The following is a 12,625-nucleotide window of genomic DNA, read 5'->3' as shown; positions in this document are numbered from 1 at the left end:
GTCACCAGACGTCTCCCTGCTTGCGGAGCGCACGGCGGTAGATCACCGCGAAGAGCGAGAGCAGCGCGAGGATGAGCACACCCCAGGCCGCGGAGCCCGCGTAGTCGCGGGGGCTGACGACGAAGGACAGCCGGTAGGCGTACGTCACCAGGATCTCGGTGGAGTCACCGGGACCGCCCCGGGTGAGCAGGAAGATCACCGGGAACATGTTGAAGGTCCAGATGCCGCTGATCAGGACGACGGTGGAGGCGACCGGCTTGAGCCCCGGCAGGGTGATGTGCCTGAAGCGCTGCCAGGCGCTCGCGCCGTCCATCTCGGCGGCCTCGTACAGGTCGCCGGGGATGGACTGCAGTCCGCCGAGCATGGCGATCAGCATGAACGGCACACCGAGCCAGACGTTGACCATGATCACCGAGATCTTCGCCCAGGTCGGGTCGTTGAGCCACGGAATCGCGTCGATGCCGCCGCCCGTGAGCAGCGAGTTCAGCAGACCGCTGCGCTCGTTGAACAGCAAGCGCCAGGTGAACACCGAGACGAAGGCCGGCACCGCCCACGGCAGGATGAGCGCCATCCGGTAGAAGCCGCGGCCCCGCACCTTGCGGTTGAGCATCATGGCGAGGCCGAGCCCGAGCGCGAACGACAGCGTCACACAGGACACCGTCCACACCAGCGTCCAGCCCAGCCGGTCCCAGAAGACGCTGTCCGTCAGGATCGCCGTGTAGTTGTCCAGGCCGACGGACTCGTAGGTCGCGGGGATGTGGTTGACGCCGATGGTGCGCTCGACGTTCGCCTCGTCGGCGTTCGTCGTCGACAGGTACATGCCTCGCGCCAGGGGCCAGCCGATGATCACGCCGATCACGGTGACGACCGGGGCGACCATCGCCCACGCGTACCAGTGCGTGGACAGGGCCCGGCGCAGGCGCCCCGGGGGCCGGCCGGCCGCCTTCCTGGTGGGGGCGGCCGGCGTTCCCTGCTTCTCGGTGAGCTGAGTCACGGCTACTTGTAGTCCTTGAGGAGCTTCTCGTACGCCTTGCCGATGCCGTTCGCCCCGTCCTTGGGCGATGCGTCACCGCTGAGCACCTTCTGCATCTGCAGCCGGATCGGCTCGAACAGCGCGTTGGCCTCGGGGATCCAGGGCCGCTGCACGGACTTGTCGACGGCCGGCTTGAAGAACTGGACCATCTGGTTGTTCTTGACCGAGTCCACGTCGTAGACCGACTTGCGGGTCGGAAGCAGGCTCAGCTTCTCGGTGGTCTGCTGCTGCACCTTCGCGGAGCTCATGTACTTCACGAACTCGTAGGAGGCGTCGAGGTTGCCGGAGCCCGCGTAGACGGAGAGGTTCCAGCCGCCCTGCGGCGATGCGGCGCGCTCGGATCCGGCCGGGACCGGGGCGACGCCCAGGTTGGCCTTGTCCTCGAACTCCTTGCCGGCCAGAACGCCTTCGATCGACCAGGGGCCGTCGATGGCCATGGCGACATCGCCGTTCTTCAGCGCGTTCAGCTGGTTGTTGTAGCCGTCGGAGGCGTCGGTGGTCGCGGCCCCCGAGTCGACGAGGTCCTTCATCACGGCGAAGGCCTGCGCACCGGCCTCGCCGTCGACGGTGATCTCCTTCTTCTCGGTGTCCAGGAGGTCACCGCCCTCGCCGTAGAGGTACGGGAGGTAGAAGTACGGGTCGTCGCCGCGCAGGTAGAAGCCGGTCTTGCCGCTCTTCTCCTTGATCTTCGCGGAGGCGGACCCGACCTCCTCGAAGGAGGTGGGCACCTCGACGCCCGCGTCCTTGAGCATCTTCTTGTTGTAGAAGAGCGCGAGGGTGTCGATGGTCTGCGGGACCGCGTAGGTCTTGTCGCCGAACTTCGTGGAGGCGGCGGCCTGTTCGAGGTAGTCGTCCGCCTTGTCGATGGCCGCGGTGCCGTCGAGCGGAGCCAGGTAGCCGAGGTTGGCGAAGTCCGCGACCCAGGCGACCTCGGTGCGCATGACGTCCGGGGCGCCGGAGCCCTCCACCGCCGCGTTCTTGAACTTGGCGTTCGCCTCGCCGAACGGCACCGTGACGACCTTGACGTCGACCTTCGGGTGCAGCTTCTCGAAGCCCTCGGCGAGCTCCTTGTACGTGGCCTTCTCGGCGTCGTTGGAGGTGTCCCAGAAGACCACCTCGCCGGTCAGCTCACCTGAGGCGCTCTTGCCGCCCTTGTCACCACCGTCGTCCCCGCCGCAGGCCGTCGCCGCCAGAGCGATCGCCGCGACCAGCGCGGTGGCCGATATGCCACGCCGCATGAGTTCTCCTTCGGATGCCCCATCCCGGCCGCCCCTGCGCGGCCCCGGGTTCGGCCAGGAACGTAACAAGGCCGAAAGCTGATGGAAAGACTTTGCGGGAACTTTCTGCAAGAGATGCGGATCGTTACCTTCCCTTCTCCCTGATCGGCTGTATACCGGCGTGCGGTCACGGATGCACCGAACTGCAAGCACCGCAACGCCGACTTGCAAGAGCTTGCAGGATGCGCGCAATCGCGCCGCGGAGCGACTCATACACACTCGGTGGGCATTCCGCGCGCCGACCGGTACAGTCCAGTGCCGTGACCGCACGGCTCGCCGACATCGCAGCCCAGGCGGGGGTCAGCGAAGCCACAGTCAGCCGCGTGCTCAACGGCAAGCCCGGCGTGGCCGCGACCACCCGCGAATCAGTGCTTGCCGCACTCGACGTCCTCGGTTACGAACGGCCCGTGCGCCTCAGGCAGCGCAGCGCGGGCCTGGTCGGGCTGATCACGCCCGAGCTCGACAACCCGATCTTCCCGGCCTTCGCCCAGGTCATCGGCCAGGCGCTCACCCGCCAGGGCTACACCCCGGTACTCGCCACCCAGACGCCCGGCGGCTCCACCGAGGACGAGCTGACGGAGATGCTCGTCGCCCGCGGCGTCAGCGGCATCATCTTCGTCTCCGGTCTGCACGCGGACACCACCGCCGATACGCGGCGTTACGACCGGCTGCGCGCACAGGGCGTCCCGCATGTACTGATCAACGGTTTCTCGCCACAGGTGCGGGCGCCGTTCGTCTCGCCCGACGAACGGGCCGCGATGGACCTGGCCGTCAGCCACCTGTCCGCGCTCGGCCACCGCCGGATCGGGCTCGCGCTCGGCCCCGAGCGGTACGTGCCGGTGCAGCGCAAGACCGAGGGCTTCGTGGGCGCGATGCGGGAACGGCTGGGGCTCGACGCGGCCCAGGCGCTCGGCCTGGTGCAGCACTCGCTGTACTCGCTCGAAGGCGGCCAGGCCGCGGCCTCGGCGCTGCTCGACCGCGGCTGCACGGCGGTGGTGTGCGCGAGCGACCTGATGGCGCTCGGCGCGATCCGCGAGGCGCGCAGGCGCGGCCTCACGGTGCCCGGTGACGTCTCGGTGGTCGGCTTCGACGACTCCCCGCTCATAGCGTTCACCGACCCTCCGCTGACCACGATCCGCCAGCCGGTCACGGCGATGGGGCAGGCGGCCGTGCGGGCGCTCCTGGAGGAGGTCGACGGGACGCCGGCCCCGCACACCGAGTTCGTCTTCATGCCCGAGCTGGTGGTCCGCGGTTCAACCGCTTCGGCACCGCAGTGAGTGACGCCCTGTGCCCGCCGGGACACTCCGTGACCCGCACCCCGTGCACCCCTGGGCGGCCCGTAGTCCAAAGGTCGGACTGGATGCGTACAAGACCCGACCAAGGGATGATCAGGAGGGTGTGGGCATCTGGCAGACTCTCCTTCCATGGGTGACACGACTGTGAAGACACTGGACGGCCGGACGGCCGCAGCGCCACCCAAGGGGGACGAAACGGACGCCGAGGCGCGTGAGTCGGGCGCCGAAGGGCGCGGGACGACCGGGAGCACCGCTGCCGAGGGCACGCTGTGGCAGCGGCTGCGCCGGCCGCGGCGCCCGCGGATCTGGATCGAGCTCGCGCTCATCGGCGTCAGCTACTGGCTGTACTCGCTGGTGCGCAATGCCGTGCCCGAGCAGGAAGCCGTGGCGATGCGCAATGCCGACTGGATCTGGCGCGCCGAGCACGCGATAGGGCTCGGCTTCGAAGAGGCCTTCAACCGGGCCGTCAACTCGGTGACATGGCTCATCGTCGGCATGAACTACTACTACGCGACCCTGCACTTCATCGTGACGATCGGCGTCCTGGTGTGGCTGTACCGCAGGCACCCCGGCCGCTATGCGGCCCACCGCACGGTCCTCTTCCTCACCACGGGTGTCGCGCTCATCGGCTTCTACCTCTTCCCGCTCTGCCCGCCGCGGCTCATGGAGGGCCAGAACTTCGTCGACACCGTCCTGGTGCACCACACCTGGGGTTCGATGGCCTCCGGCAACCTCAAACACATGACCAACCAGTACGCGGCGATGCCCTCCATGCACATCGGCTGGTCACTGTGGTGCGGGCTGATCATCTTCGCCCTGGCCAAGGCGCCCTGGGCGAGGATCCTGGGCCTGCTCTACCCGGCGGCCACCCTCGTCGTGATCATCGCGACGGCCAACCACTTCTGGCTGGACGCGGTGGGCGGCGCGCTGTGCCTTGCCTTCGGCTTCGCGGTCGTCTCCGCCTGGTACGGAACCCTTCCGTTCCGCCTCCCCCGCCGGGTGCCCTCGCACGAACCCGCGGAACCGGTACTCACCCGGGTCTGACCCCGCACCGGCTCGCCCGGGTGCGGGGTCGGTCGCGCTCCGCGCGGGGTGCCGCTGTGCCCACCCGTGCCGTCCCGCGGCACGACTGCCCACAGCTGGGTGGGCGCGCTCTCACGCCCCGTAGAACAGCTCCTCCACGACGGCCCGAGCCCGCCGCGTAACCCTCCGGTAGTCATCGAGCAGGTCACCGACCAACCCGGGGCCGTACCCCAGGTAACGCCCGACAGCGGCAAGCTCCCGCCCCTCCGAGGGAAACGTGTCCCCCGCCCGCCCCCGCACCAGCATCACCGCGTTCCGCACCCGGGTGGCCAGCACCCAGGCCTCATCCAGCACCGCCGCGTCCTCCGTGGAGATCAGCCCGGCGGCCTGTGCCGCCCGCAGCGCCTCCCGCGTACGCGTCGTACGCAGCCCCGGCTCCACCCACCCGTGCTGCAGCTGCATCAACTGCACCGTCCACTCCACGTCCGAAAGACCGCCCCGCCCCAGCTTGGCGTGCAGGTTCGGATCCGCCCCGCGCGGCAGCCGTTCCGTCTCCATCCGCGCCTTGAGCCGCCGGATCTCCCGCACCGCATCGTCCCCCAGCCCTTCCGCCGGGTAACGCAGACTCGCGATCATGTCCACGAACCGGCGCCCGAGGTCCTCGTCCCCTGCCACCGGCTCCGCCCGCAGCAGCGCCTGGCTCTCCCACACATGCGACCAGCGCCGGTAGTACGCCTCGTACGACTTGAGCGTCCGCACGAGCGGCCCGTTCTTCCCCTCGGGCCGCAGGTCCGTGTCGATCAGCAGCGGCGGATCCTGACTGGGGATCTCGAGCAGGCGCCGCATCTCGGCGACCACCGCCCGCGCCGCCTTCGTCGCCTCCTGCTCGTCCACGCCCTCGCGCGGTTCGTGGACGAAGAGCACATCCGCATCGGAGCCGTACCCGAGCTCGTGCCCGCCGAAGCGCCCCATCCCGATGATGGCGAACCGCGTCGGCAGCTCATCGCCCCAGCCCTGCCGGACCACCGCCCGCAGCGTACCGGCGAGCGTCGCGGCGGTCAGGTCGGAGACCGCGCCGCCGACCCGGTCCACCAAGGCGCCGGGGTCGACCTCCGCCGGGTGCTCCTCGGTGCCGTAGGACCGGATCAGGTCGGCCGCGGCCGTACGGAACAGCTCACGCCGCCGCACGCCGCGCGCCGCGGCCACCGCCTGCTCGGCATCGTCCGCACGGCCCACCGCCGCGAGGATCTCCTGCTCCAGGTGCGCGTGGTCGCGCGGCTCCAGGCCGCGCGGGTCGCCGAGCAGCGCCACCGCCTCGGGCGCGCGCATCAGCAGATCGGGGGCGAGCCGCCCGGCCGACAGGACCCGGGCGAGGTTCTCGGCGGCGGCGCCTTCGTCCCGTAGCAGCCGCAGGTACCAGGGCGTCTTGCCGAGCGCGTCCGAGACCTTGCGGAAGCCGAGCAGGCCCGCGTCCGGGTCGGCGGAGTCCGCGAACCAGCCGAGCAGCACCGGCAGCAGCGTGCGCTGGATGGCGGCCTTGCGACTCACCCCCGACGCAAGGGCCTCCAGGTGCCTGAGCGCGGCCGTCGGATCGTTGTAGCCGAGCGCCACGAGCCGCTCGCGCGCCGCGTCCGCGGAGAGCCGCGTCTCCCCGGGCGCGAGCTGGGCGACGGCGTCGAGCAGCGGCCGGTAGAACAGCTTCTCGTGCAGCCGCCGCACGGCCGCGCTGTGCCGCCGCCAGGCCCGGTTCAGTTCGGTGACGGGTTCGGCGCGCAGCCCGAGCGAACGCCCGAGCCGCCGCAGATCGGCCTCGTCCTCGGGTACGAGATGGGTGCGGCGCAGCCGGTACAGCTGGATGCGGTGCTCCATGGACCGCAGGAAGCGGTAGGCCTCGTCGAGCTGCGCCGCGTCCGCGCGCCCCACGTACCCGCCGGCGGCGAGCGCCCCCAGCGCCTCCAGCGTGGAGCCGCTCCGCAGCGAGCTGTCCCCCCGCCCGTGCACCAACTGCAGCAGCTGCACGGCGAACTCGACATCCCTGAGCCCTCCGGGCCCGAGCTTCAGCTCCCGCTCCAGCTCGGCCATCGGAATGGCGTCGACGACCCGGCGGCGCATCTTCTGCACGTCGGGCACGAAGTTCTCCCGCTCGGACGCCTGCCACACCAGCGGCGCCAGCGTCTCCACGTACTCCCGGCCCAGGTCGGGATCGCCCGCGACCGGCCGCGCCTTGAGCAGCGCCTGGAACTCCCAGGTCTTGGCCCAGCGCTGGTAGTACGCGAGATGGCTGGCCATGGTCCGCACCAGCGGCCCGTTCCTGCCCTCCGGCCGCAGATTCGCGTCCACGGGCCAGATGGTGCCCTCGACGGTGGTCTCCGAACAGATCCGCATCATGTGCGAGGCAAGCCGGGTGGCGGCCTGAAGCGCCTTGCCCTCCTCCGCCCCCTCAGCGGCGGCCGCCACAAAGATGACGTCGACGTCCGACACGTAATTCAGCTCATGCCCACCACACTTGCCCATCGCGATCACCGCGAGCCGGCACAGGGCGTCGTCGTCGGGCGCGTCGGCGCGGGCGATCGCGACGGCGGCGCGCAGCGTCGCGGTGGCCAGATCGGCCAGTTCGGCGGCGGCCTGCGCCACATCCGTCGTACCGCAGACATCCCGCGCGGCGATCGAAAGCAGGCACCTGCGGTACGCCACCCGCAGCTCCACCGGATCGGCGGCGCTCGCAAGCCCCCGCTCGAACTCCTCCACCCCCGGATGCAGATCACTCGCCTCGTACGTGACGAGCGCATGCCAGTCGCCGGGATGCCGCGCCAGATGATCGGCCAGCGCCTCCGACGCCCCCAGCACCCCGAGCAGCCGGTCCCTGAGCGGCTTGCTCGCAAGCAGCGTGTCGAGCAGCATCCGCCGCTGCTCCGCATCAGGCTGCGCCTCGGTCAGCCGTACGAGGCCAAGGAGCGCGAGATCGGGATCGGCGGTGGCACCGAGCGCGTCGAGCAGCACGGGGCTTGACTGCAACTCGGCCAGATGCGGACTGCCGAGCAGCCGCTCACTCCCGGACGGGTCGGTGAATCCGTACCGCAGCAGCCGAGTGAAGGTACTGCTCCTGCGCCCCGGCACGGTCATGTCCGACCCCTTCTCCGTCGATCATGCCCGAGCCTAGCCGCAGCGGCCACGCGCCTCCCAGGCACCGGTAGGGCCGAACCGGTGGCGGAGGCCCGGCGCGCGGACCAGAGTGAGTCCATGGAGTACACACTGGAAGTAGTCATCGTGCCGGTCTCGGACGTGGACCGTGCCAAGGAGTTCTACGCCGACAAGTGCGGGTTCAAGGTGGACCTCGACCAGCAGGTCGCCCCGGGGGTCCGCATCGTCCAGATCACCCCGCCCGGCTCGCGCTGCTCGATCGCCCTGGGGGAGGGCATGCCGACCCCGCCGGGGCAGCGGTCCATGGCGCCCGGCACGCTGCAGGGCCTGCAGCTCTGCGTCACGGACATCGAGGCCGCCCACGCGGAGCTGACCGCCCGCGGCCTGGAGATCGCGGAGGTCATGCACGTCGGCCCTTCGGGCTGGGAGCCCGGCAAGGGCGAGACCTGGAACTCCTTCGCCACCTTCGAGGACCCGGACGGCAACGGGTGGGTGCTGCAGGAGGCACCGGCTCCGCTGTCGGAGCGGTAGTCAACCGTTCCGGACGGGCTCGGGCAGACCCGGTATGAGCCGGGCGCGGTCATCGCGGCCCGGCTGGGACGAGCGAGACCGGGAAGGCGCTGAAGGCGGCGGATTCGCAGGCGGGGCAGATGCCCGGTTCCGGCGCGCGGAAGGCGTGGTCGCAGCGGTCGCAGTTCTGGAGGGGGTCGGGGCGGCGGGGCCCTGCGGGTGCCGCTGGGAGCGGTGACGGCAGAAGCGCGGTGAGGCGGTGCGCCAGGAAAGCGGCCGGGTGGCGGATCGGATCGTCCGGCAGATCCGCAGTGAGGGTGCGGCGTACGGCCTCGGGAGGGACCTCGCGTTCCAGCCAGGCGGCGACGGCCGGGGCGAGGCGGCGGATGTCCCGTTGGGCGAGGAGCAGGCGGGGGTCGTTTCGGCGGAGGTCCGCGAGGAGGGCGACGGCGGTGCGGTGGCGGTCGAGCTCGGGCGTGTCGGGCGCGGGGAGCGGGGAAGGCGGGGTGGCGGGCCGGGAAGCCGGCGCGCTCGGCCGGGAAGCCGGCGCGCTCGGCCGGGAAGCCGGTACGGTCGGCGGGCAGGCCGGACTGGCGTGCGCCGCCGAAGCGGCCCGCTCCCGCTCGCCCGACTGCGGCTCACCCGACTTCGACTCACCCGACTGCGGCTCGCTGGGCCGCCGCATCCGCCGCTCGACGGGGGCCGCACCCTGCTCCGGGCAGGTGTCACGCATCGCGGGCGGGTTGTTGTACGACACCGTGCGGGTGACGATCCGGCCGGACGGGAGCCTCTCGCGGGTGCGGGTGAGGTAGCCGTGAGCCTCCAGCTCGCGCAGGGCGGCGGCGATGCTGACCTCACCCTCGCGGAAGCGGCCCGCGAGGCACTTGATGCTCACCTTGGCACCCTCGGGAAGCGACTGGATGTGGGTGCCCAGGCCGATGGCCGTGAGGGAGAGTTCGGGGTGCTGCGCCAGGTGGTTGCCGACCACGGTGAAGCGGTCGGGGTGGCGTCGGTAGACGTGCCGGATGCCGCTGGCCGGAACCGGGGGTGACGCGCACGCGGGCGCGTTAAGCTGCTGCTCAGCCATCAGGAAGGGCCTACTTCCTCGGTGGTCAGGCCCTCGCACGGGATTGCAGTCCCTGCGGGGGCCGTCGCATGTCTGCGGTTGTGTTGTGCGTGTTGCTGCTACTGCTACTGCGGCCGAGCCTGCACCCTGAAATGGCATATGCGCCAGCCAAGTTGGGATCGATCACTCGTGTGAGTGATGCGGGGGCTGGGGGTGGGTTTGGTGGGGTTCTCTCCCGGGTTCTTTGACTCTTTGACGTCGGGCCGCACCGGGTCGCGGTCCACCGGGACGTGGAAACCTCGATGCGGTCAGACGGGAGAAGAGCGGTCGATTTCCGCCCAGACCGTCTTGCAGGGCACCGGCCCCGGCTCCACACCCCAGCGATCGGCGAGCACCTCCACCAAGAGGAGCCCACGGCCTGACTCGGCTTCGCGAGCCGGGAGTTCGGACGCGCTACGCGGCGGCAGGGGCAGACGGTCCGCACGGGCGTCTGTCACCTCGATGCGGAGGCAACACGTGTCCGTGAGAGCGAGAGTCAGACGGAAGTCACGGCCGGGGACGCGCCCGTGCAGCACGGCGTTGTTGGCGAGTTCGGCGACGATCTGCTCGCCACGGTCGCGGACGAGACCCCAGTCCATGAGTTGCTGCACGGCGAGATGGCGGGCGAGGCGGGCTCCTCTGGGCGTCGCCGAGAACAGCATCGTGAAGTGGCGTACGGGTGTTGGGGTTTGGGTGGTTTCTGAGTTCACGTCACTCAGCGTGGCCGGTCATGCGTACGCTGAACAGCGAGGACGCCGGTAGGTATCGGAACTGTCCGGTCGTTGTCCCGGCTTGTCCCGGCTGTCCTCGGTGACGGCGGGGTACGGGTGCGCGTTGGAGAAGCACGCTACGTCGGAGGTGGGCACGCATGAGCGTGGACAGCGGCAGCGGCGGTACGGAACCTGTGGACGCGTCAGACGAACCCGACTGGGGTGTCGCGCCTGAGGATGAGATCGCTTCGGTTGTTGAGGCGCTGGGGCACCAGCAGCGATGGTGGCGGGAGAAGGCCGGCCTGAGCGTGACCGAGTTCGCGGCAGCCATGGGATACGGCGAGGACCTGGTGCGCAAAGTGGAGCGGGGAGCTCGGATTCCTCGGCCCGAGTACCTGGACAAGGCAGACGAAGTGCTGGAGGCGAAGGGCTTCATCTCCGCGATGAAGGGGGAAATGGCCAGGGCCCGATACCCCAAGAAGGTACGGGAGTTAGCGAAGCTGGAGGAGCGGGCGGTCGAGCTGGACTCGTACGGCAACCACAACCTGCATGGCTTGCTGCAGACCCGAGAGTACGCAAGAGCACTGTTCGAGTGCCGACAGCCCGCGCTCGCGCAGGACAGGATGGAGCGTGAGGTTGCCGGGCGCATGGCGCGGCACGTGATCTACGAACGTGACCCGGCGCCCACGCTCAGCTTCATCCTGGAAGAGGTGACGCTGCGACGCCCGATCGGATGCAGAATGGTGATGCGTCGGCAGCTCGAACACCTCCTGGAGGTAGCGCAGTTGCGGAACGTGGCGATCCAGGTGATGCCGACCAGCCACGGGGGTCATGCCGGAATGGATGGGCGAATCCAGGTGCTGAAGTTCAAGGACGGAACAGCCGTGGGTCAGTCCGAGGGGGCCTTCGCGGGCCGCCTCGTCTCCGATCAGAAGGAGCTCCGGATCCTTGAACTGCGGTATGGCATGATCCGAGCGCAGGCTCTCACGCCACGAGAGTCACTGGCCTTCATCGAGCAAGTGCTGGGAGAAACATGATCCGCAAGGTCACTGCCGGGGACGATGCCGGGCTTCAGTGGTTCAAGAGCAGCTACAGCGACAGCAGCGAGCCCGGCGACTGCATCGAAGTCGCCACCACCCTCGGCACGATCCACGTCCGCGACTCCAAAAACACCCTCGGCCCCCGCCTGTCACTCACCCCGACCGCGTGGACCGAGTTCGTGACGTACGCCTCCGAGGGCTGACCCGCACTCGACGAGGTCGACGCGAAACGCAGTGGGCGTATCTTGACGGATCCGGCAGGGGACCCGTTCTGTCGCGTCCGCGAATGACTCTGCCCACCACTGGAGCTGCACCACCATGCGCGGACACCGCGTCGCCTTCCGGCCGTATGCCATCGCCCTCGCCCTGGCGGCCGTCCTCGTACCGTCGGTCACGGCGTGCTCGGGCGGCGGAGGCGAGAGGGCCGCCGAGTCCTCCGGCGAGGTGGCCCTGCCCCCGGCGCACGCCGGTCTCGACTACCAGCTCGGCGGACCCTACGCCCCGCCCGACGGAGTGGAGGTGGTCGTCCGCGACCATACGGCGGAGCCCGCGCCCGGCGTTTACAACGTCTGCTACGTCAACGCCTTCCAGGCCCAGCCGAACGCGGAAGACGACTGGGACGCCGACCTGCTCCTGCGGGACGAGGAGGGCCAGGTCGTCATGGACGACGACTGGGGCGAGGCGATGCTCGACATCAGCACGGGCGCCAAGCGGGAGCGGATCGCCGGCACGGTCGTCGGGTGGATCGATTCCTGTGCCGCCAAGGGCTACGACGCCGTCGAACCGGATAATTACGACACCTACACCCGGGCGCCCAAGGGTCTGCTGAGCGCCCGGGACGCCGAGGCGTTCCTCAAACTGCTGGCCGACCACGCCCACGACCAGGGCCTGGCCATCGCCCAGAAGAACACCCCCCAGCTCGCCGAGGACCGCGAGAAGGTGGGCTTGGACTTTGCCGTGGTCGAGGAATGCGGCCGGTACGACGAATGCCAGGAGTACGCCGACGCGTTCGGCGACGCGCTCCTGTTGATCGAGTACGAGGGCGAGGGCCTGAGGAAGGCCTGTGACGGCTGGGGCGACCAGGTCAGTATCGTCCGGCGCGACCTGGACGTCCTCCCCGAGGGACGCTCCGGCCACCTGCGGGAGACCTGCGACGACGCGTGAGGCGGCACACCCGGCGTCCACCGCGCGGTGTGCGGGATCGTGTCGAGGTCTACGCCTCCAGGGGGTGGCACAGCGGGACGCGCCTGGGGCGACGAAAGACGCCCGCTCGCCGGAGACGCCCTACCTCAGAGTCCTGGACGAGGAGTCGACCGCCCTCATCCGGCAGTCCGAGCACCTTCCGAACCTCCTCGCGACGAACAGATGCCGATAGACCGTCACCTGGCGCCCAGGGATGCCACAGAGCGTCGCCTGATTGTCCAGAGCATGCTCCAGGGCCGGGTTACCCGTCTCCCGGCATGCCGCGAAACTCATCGGAGCAAGCCGGAA

The 12,625-nt window shown here is 70.0% G+C and carries 11 protein-coding genes; 6 read left to right on the top strand and 5 right to left on the bottom strand.

Annotated features, from left to right (window positions below; genetic code table 11):
• Position 1: 1 nt before the first annotated feature.
• Together ACLF6P_RS14835 and ACLF6P_RS14830 are read right to left on the bottom strand one after the other, a co-directional pair.
• Positions 2-880, bottom strand: coding sequence for a carbohydrate ABC transporter permease (locus tag ACLF6P_RS14835; protein WP_415950949.1), 879 nt, complete (start codon positions 878-880; stop codon positions 2-4).
• A 116-nt stretch (positions 881-996) separates the two neighbouring features.
• Complete coding sequence (locus ACLF6P_RS14830) at positions 997-2,271, bottom strand: extracellular solute-binding protein (protein WP_415950722.1); 1,275 nt, start codon at positions 2,269-2,271, stop codon at positions 997-999.
• 299 nt (positions 2,272-2,570) lie between these two features.
• Between ACLF6P_RS14830 and ACLF6P_RS14825 the strand changes: the two genes are divergently transcribed.
• A complete protein-coding gene (locus tag ACLF6P_RS14825) occupies positions 2,571-3,587 on the top strand; it encodes a LacI family DNA-binding transcriptional regulator (protein WP_415950721.1) in 1,017 nt (338 codons plus the stop codon).
• A 147-nt stretch (positions 3,588-3,734) separates the two neighbouring features.
• Positions 3,735-4,649 (top strand): phosphatase PAP2 family protein, encoded by a 915-nt coding sequence (locus tag ACLF6P_RS14820; RefSeq protein WP_415950720.1) that lies wholly within the window; start codon positions 3,735-3,737, stop codon positions 4,647-4,649.
• A gap of 111 nt (positions 4,650-4,760) precedes the next feature.
• Here ACLF6P_RS14820 and ACLF6P_RS14815 read toward each other — a convergent pair whose 3' ends face one another.
• Entirely contained in the window at positions 4,761-7,751 is a 2,991-nt protein-coding gene (locus ACLF6P_RS14815; RefSeq protein WP_415950719.1) for a bifunctional [glutamine synthetase] adenylyltransferase/[glutamine synthetase]-adenylyl-L-tyrosine phosphorylase, read from the bottom strand.
• 117 nt (positions 7,752-7,868) lie between these two features.
• On the opposite strand from ACLF6P_RS14815, the gene ACLF6P_RS14810 reads away from it, so the two are divergent.
• Positions 7,869-8,300, top strand: a complete 432-nt coding sequence (locus tag ACLF6P_RS14810; protein ID WP_415950718.1) for a VOC family protein — start codon at positions 7,869-7,871, stop codon at positions 8,298-8,300.
• Between the two features lie 49 nt (positions 8,301-8,349).
• Here the strand turns inward: ACLF6P_RS14810 and ACLF6P_RS14805 are convergent, their stop codons facing one another.
• Complete coding sequence (locus ACLF6P_RS14805; protein ID WP_415950717.1) at positions 8,350-9,366, bottom strand: helix-turn-helix domain-containing protein; 1,017 nt, start codon at positions 9,364-9,366, stop codon at positions 8,350-8,352.
• Between the two features lie 287 nt (positions 9,367-9,653).
• Positions 9,654-10,094: an ATP-binding protein gene (locus ACLF6P_RS14800; protein WP_415950716.1), complete on the bottom strand. Its 441-nt coding sequence runs from the start codon at positions 10,092-10,094 to the stop codon at positions 9,654-9,656.
• Between the two features lie 158 nt (positions 10,095-10,252).
• Here ACLF6P_RS14800 and ACLF6P_RS14795 point away from each other — a divergent pair, with 158 nt between their 5' ends.
• From ACLF6P_RS14795 to ACLF6P_RS14785, 3 genes are all read left to right on the top strand, one after another.
• A complete protein-coding gene (locus ACLF6P_RS14795; RefSeq protein WP_415950715.1) occupies positions 10,253-11,131 on the top strand; it encodes a helix-turn-helix domain-containing protein in 879 nt (292 codons plus the stop codon).
• Positions 11,128-11,337 carry a DUF397 domain-containing protein gene (locus ACLF6P_RS14790; protein WP_415950714.1) on the top strand — a complete coding sequence of 70 codons (210 nt, stop codon included), beginning with the start codon at positions 11,128-11,130 and terminating at the stop codon, positions 11,335-11,337. Before ACLF6P_RS14795 ends, ACLF6P_RS14790 begins: the two co-directional genes overlap by 4 nt.
• A gap of 115 nt (positions 11,338-11,452) precedes the next feature.
• Positions 11,453-12,298, top strand: coding sequence for an endo alpha-1,4 polygalactosaminidase (locus tag ACLF6P_RS14785; RefSeq protein WP_415950713.1), 846 nt, complete (start codon positions 11,453-11,455; stop codon positions 12,296-12,298).
• Positions 12,299-12,625 lie beyond the last annotated feature (327 nt).

The organism is Streptomyces lothianensis (genome assembly GCF_047779955.1).
Taxonomy (GTDB): Bacteria; Actinomycetota; Actinomycetes; order Streptomycetales; family Streptomycetaceae; genus Streptomyces.
This window is presented reverse-complemented; position numbering and strand designations above follow the sequence as displayed.